We start from the raw sequence: 4,750 nt of genomic DNA, 5'->3' as shown, positions 1-4,750 counted from the left end.
TCCGCGGAGACCACGACCGTGTGGGACACACCGGGGGTGTTGTCCACGAAGTTGGTGATCAACCAGTTCAGGTTCTGCGCCGCCTGGCTCATCGGGCTCACACTAACGCTCCTGATCGTAGGTGCTGCCGGGGCCGAAGCCCTGTTGGTCATTGTGGGGGGACTCCGAGCGGTCCGCCCCCGCGTTGCGGCCCTGCTGGACACCGCGACGCAGATTGCTCAGCCGTCCGCGGATGTCCTCCGGGGCCCGGGAGACCTGGGGGCCACCCTGCGGGCTCTGCTCCGCCGAACCCTCGACCAAGTTGGCCTTGGGCACCCGTCGCGGCAGACCGGACGGGGTGACCCCGCCAGCCTTCGGCTCACGCAGCCGCTCCGCCCGCTCCCACCGTTCGTCGTTGGAGCTGCGCCATTCGGAGCCGTCCAGGACCTGGTCCGACGCCTCCCACTGCTGCGGGGGCACCGTCGGATCCCCGGGCTGCGCCCACTCCTGCGCAGCAGGCTGCGCCTGCTCGGTGTGGCCTCCGCGGCGCGGAAGGCCGGCATCGGTCAGCGAGTGGGAGTCGCTCGGGGACGGGCCCGGACGGTCGAATGGTACGCGCTCGGACGCGTGGGCGGGAGCGGCGGGTGTATTCCGGTCAGATTCCGCTTCGGCCCCGAAGTGCCCATCGTAGGCGGCGGGTTCGAACCCACCGCCGGTGACGGGTGCTTCGGGAGCGGCGTACGGATGCTGGTCCGCGGGGTGCGGGCCGACCGCAGGCCGGAAAGCTTCGGTACCGAAGGCACCGTCGCCGTACTGCGGTTGATCGGCTTCCGCATATGCCTGAGGCCCGGGGTGCGCGCCGTACCCGAAAGGGTCCGGCGCCGCGTTGCCCAACAGTGGCCCCCCGTCGGCCTGTTGGGCTCCATGGGCCTCTTCCAGCGCTGCGCGACGTTCCTCACGCAGCAGTGAACGGCTCATGCCGTCGTGTCCGGCTCCCTCCGCGTGGGGGGTGGTGAACGCGGCGTCGCCGGTGCCCGGTGTGTCCGGACGAGGTACGCGGGGCCGCTCGGGCGCGGTCCGGGGGACGGTGAAGTCCTCCTCGAACCGGCCGTCGCCGCCACCGCCGTGTGTGATCGCGTCCGGCAGCATCACCAGCGAGGTGGTGCCCGCCTGCTCGCCCGAGGGGCGCAGCTGGACGCGGATGCCGTGCCGGTCGGCGAGCCGGCCGACCACGAACAGGCCCATGCGCTGGGAGACCGCGGCGTCCACGCTCGGCGGGTTCGCCAGCTTGTGGTTGATGTCCGCGAAGTCCTCGGCGGTCAGCCCGATGCCCTTGTCGTGGATCTCGACCATGATGCGGCCGTCGGACATCCGGGTCGCGGAGACCCGCACCTTGGTCTGCGGCGAGGAGAACGTGGTCGCGTTCTCCAGCAGCTCCGACAGCAGATGCACCAGGTCGGTGACGGCCTGGCCGTGGATCTCGCTCTCGGTGATCCCGGCCAGCTCGATGCGCTCGTACGACTCGACCTCGGAGGTGGCCGCACGCAGGACGTCGACGAGGGGGACCGGCTGGTCCCAGCGGCGGCCCGGCTCCTCGCCCGCGAGGATGAGGAGGTTCTCGCCGTTGCGCCGCATGCGCGTGGCGAGGTGGTCCATCCGGAAGAGGTTCTCCAGCTGGTCCGGGTCCGCCTCGTTGTTCTCCAGCTCGGTGATGAGCGTCAGCTGACGCTCGATCAGACCCTGGTTGCGGCGCGAGAGATTGGTGAAGATCGCGTTGACGTTGCCCCGCAGCATCGCCTGCTCGGACGCCAGCCGGACCGCCTCGCGGTGCACCTGGTCGAAGGCGCGGGCGACCTCGCCGATCTCGTCGGTCGTCCCGATCGGGATCGGCTGCACCCGGGTGTCGACCCGGCCCGGCTCGGTGCGCGAGAGCTGGTCGACGAGGAGCGGCAGCCGCTGCTCGGCGATGCCGAAGGCCGCGGTGCGCAGCGTGCGCATGTTGCGGCTCATCCGACGCGCCATCAGACCGGCCACCAGGAAGGCGGCGATCAGGGCGGCGAGCACGATGCCGGTGTCGGTGAAGGTGGTCCGCCGGGCGTCCGCCGAGATCTGCGCGGCCTCGGCGACGGCCTTGTCCGCGAGGTCCTTCTCGATGGACCGGTACATGTCGAAGCCGCCGGTGGCCGCCGTGAACCAGACCTCGGGGGTGATGCCGCGGTCCGCCAGATCCCGCGGCGATTCGCCGGAACCGATCGCGGTGGCCATGGCGTCCATGGAGGGGGGAGCACGGAACGGCCGTCCGGCCGCCTCGGCCTCCCGCCGGGCCTGCGCGCTCTTCGCCTTGGCGGCGGCCTTGAGCGCGGCGGTGTCCTTCTTCAGCCGCTCGACGTCCTCGGGCATACCGCCGGAGGTGTACTCGCCGATGGCGATGTTCTCCAGGTAGCGGTAGGACGCGAAGGCGGTGAGCTGACGGGTGTGGGTGGTGCCGGTGGCCGGGTCGACGAGGAGGTGGACGCCGATCGAGCGCTCCAGCGAGGCCGCGGCCTTGGCGAGGGAGAGGGCGTAGACGGTGCGGCCGTAGGACGTGATGTTGCCGGTGCCCAGGCCGAGTTCGTTGGCGAACTCCATCAGCGGGTGCTGGATGGCGACGTAGCCCTCTTCGGTGCGTACGCCGGGCAGCGCCGAGGAGTACGCGGCGTCGCGCAGTGCGCCGAGACGCTTCTCGGCGGTGGTGAACGCGGCGAGGCGGCGCTTGAGGCCCGGTTTGTCCGGCATCGACTCCGCGGCGGTGCGGAAGCCGTCGGCGGCCCGGTCGGTCGCGGCGCGGGCGTCCCCGACGGCCGGGTCGTTCTTCTTGCCGCTCAGCAGGGGTTCGGCGGTGCGGTCCCGCTCGTCGATGAGCGCGTTGCCGTAGGTGAGGGCGGCGCGGACGAGCTTCGCGGTGGCCTCGGCGTCCTGTGCGTCCTGCCAGGTTTCGAGGGAGGAGTTGACCCGCAGCCCGCCGAAGACCAGGGCCAGCAGGACCGGGATCAGCAGAATGGCGTTGAGGCGGGTGGCCACCCGCCAGTTGCGCGGGGAGTACGGCTTCCCACCGGAAACGGGCGGGGCGGGGGCGGCCTCGGGCGCCTGGGGAGCCGGGCCGGTACTGCGCGACGGCGGGGTGAAGTTGCCCCGCCGGGCCTCCCGCGGCTCGGGGCTCGCCTTGCTTCGCCTCACTCGACCAACAACCTCTCGGCGCGACACGTCGTGCTGTGCCGTTTCTTCTGGGCGTCTCTCCTTCGGAGTTCAGCGAATTTCAGCACGTCGGACGGGTGCCTTCCAAACACTGAGCAAAGCCTGGGGGAGGCGGGGGAGACCTCAGATAAAAGGGGCGTTAAGGGCGAGCCACGGCAAAATGCGGGGGAAGCGTGTGCGCAGCGGAGCCAGATGTGCGCAAGGTGTGTCTGTGGCGGGTCAATTGCCTGCCGAAACGTTATGAACACAATCGACAGCGTGTCCAACGACACAGCGTGTGACATGGTTGGTGACACACCCGGGTGCCGCGCCGTACGGCGGGTCCGCCCGGAACGCTCCGGACGGACCCGCCGTCAACGGAGCCGGGCCATCAGCGCGTGCTCGACCAGCGTGATGAGTGCGCTCTTCGCCTCGCTGCGGTGGCGGGCGTCGGTCGTGATGATCGGCGTACCGGGCCCGATCTGGAGCGCCTCGCGCACCTCTTCGGGCGTGTGCGGCTGCTGCCCCTCGAAGCCGTTGAGGGCGATGACGAAGGGGAGTCCGCTGTTCTCGAAGTAGTCGACGGCGGGGAAGCAGTCGGCGAGGCGGCGGGTGTCGACGAGGACGACCGCGCCGATCGCACCGCGTACCAGGTCGTCCCACATGAACCAGAAACGGTCCTGACCCGGCGTACCGAACAGATACAGGATCAGATCCTGGTCCAGGGTGATACGCCCGAAGTCCATCGCCACGGTCGTCGTCGTCTTGTCCTGGACGTGGCTGAGGTCGTCGATCCCCGCCGACGCGGAGGTCATCACGGCCTCCGTACGCAGCGGGTTGATCTCCGAGACGGCGCCGACGAAGGTCGTCTTGCCCACGCCGAAGCCGCCGGCCACCACGATCTTCGCCGAGGTGGTCGAACGCGCCGAGGCGCCTTCCCCGTACGCGGCGTCAGAGCTTGCGAAGTCCACTGAGCACCCTCTCCAGCAGCGTCACGTCCGGCGTGCCGCCGGCCTCACCGCTGCCACCCGGCTGATGGATCGCCACCATCCCGGCCTCCGCCAGGTCGGCGACGAGAATGCGCGCCACCCCCAGCGGTATGTGCAGCAGCGCCGATACCTCGGCCACCGACTTGACCTCGCGGCACAGGTGGCAGATGCGCTGGTGCTCCGGCAGCAGGCCGGGCACCTGGGCCGGGTCGGCCGTGGTGCTGACCAGCGCCTCGATGGCGAGCTGGTAGCGCGGCCGGGTCCGGCCGCCCGTCATGGCGTAGGGACGCACCAGGGGCTGGTCGCCTTCGCCGCCGTACGACGCCTGACTGTAGGCATCGTAGGGGTCCGACGTGGGTGGCGGGGTCATGGATCCTCCGGGCGTGACAACTGTCTTGTGCGGGACGGCCGTCGGGTTGGGCCGGTGGCTGTTCGGCGGTGTACGGGACAAGTGCTGCGGCGCTTCAGTGCAACAGGCTGCCCTGGAGTTCGGCGCGTAGGTCGGGGGTGAGGACGTTGCCTGCGCGGTCGACCAGGAGGGCCATTTCGTAGCCGACGAGGCCGATGTC

Annotated in this window: 3 protein-coding genes and 2 pseudogenes; all 5 read right to left on the bottom strand. The window is 70.5% G+C overall.

Annotated elements, in window-relative coordinates:
- Positions 1 to 152: pseudogene (locus ACZ4U4_RS30980) on the bottom strand (roadblock/LC7 domain-containing protein); the annotation flags it as partial.
- Entirely contained in the window at positions 103 to 3,195 is a 3,093-nt protein-coding gene (locus ACZ4U4_RS30975; protein WP_467881325.1) for a sensor histidine kinase, read from the bottom strand. The gene ACZ4U4_RS30975 and the pseudogene ACZ4U4_RS30980, both read right to left, overlap by 50 nt.
- Before the next feature lie 371 nt (positions 3,196 to 3,566).
- Positions 3,567 to 4,163 (bottom strand): GTP-binding protein, encoded by a 597-nt coding sequence (locus tag ACZ4U4_RS30970; RefSeq protein WP_467881322.1) that lies wholly within the window; start codon positions 4,161 to 4,163, stop codon positions 3,567 to 3,569.
- Positions 4,144 to 4,551 carry a DUF742 domain-containing protein gene (locus ACZ4U4_RS30965; RefSeq protein ID WP_030289539.1) on the bottom strand — a complete coding sequence of 136 codons (408 nt, stop codon included), beginning with the start codon at positions 4,549 to 4,551 and terminating at the stop codon, positions 4,144 to 4,146. Before ACZ4U4_RS30965 ends, ACZ4U4_RS30970 begins: the two co-directional genes overlap by 20 nt.
- Positions 4,552 to 4,645: 94 nt before the next feature.
- Positions 4,646 to 4,750: pseudogene (locus ACZ4U4_RS30960) on the bottom strand (roadblock/LC7 domain-containing protein); the annotation flags it as partial.

The sequence above is a fragment of the Streptomyces sp. NPDC029159 genome (assembly GCF_055564055.1).
Note: the sequence above shows the minus strand (reverse complement) of the source record. Positions and strands in the feature narration are given on the sequence as shown.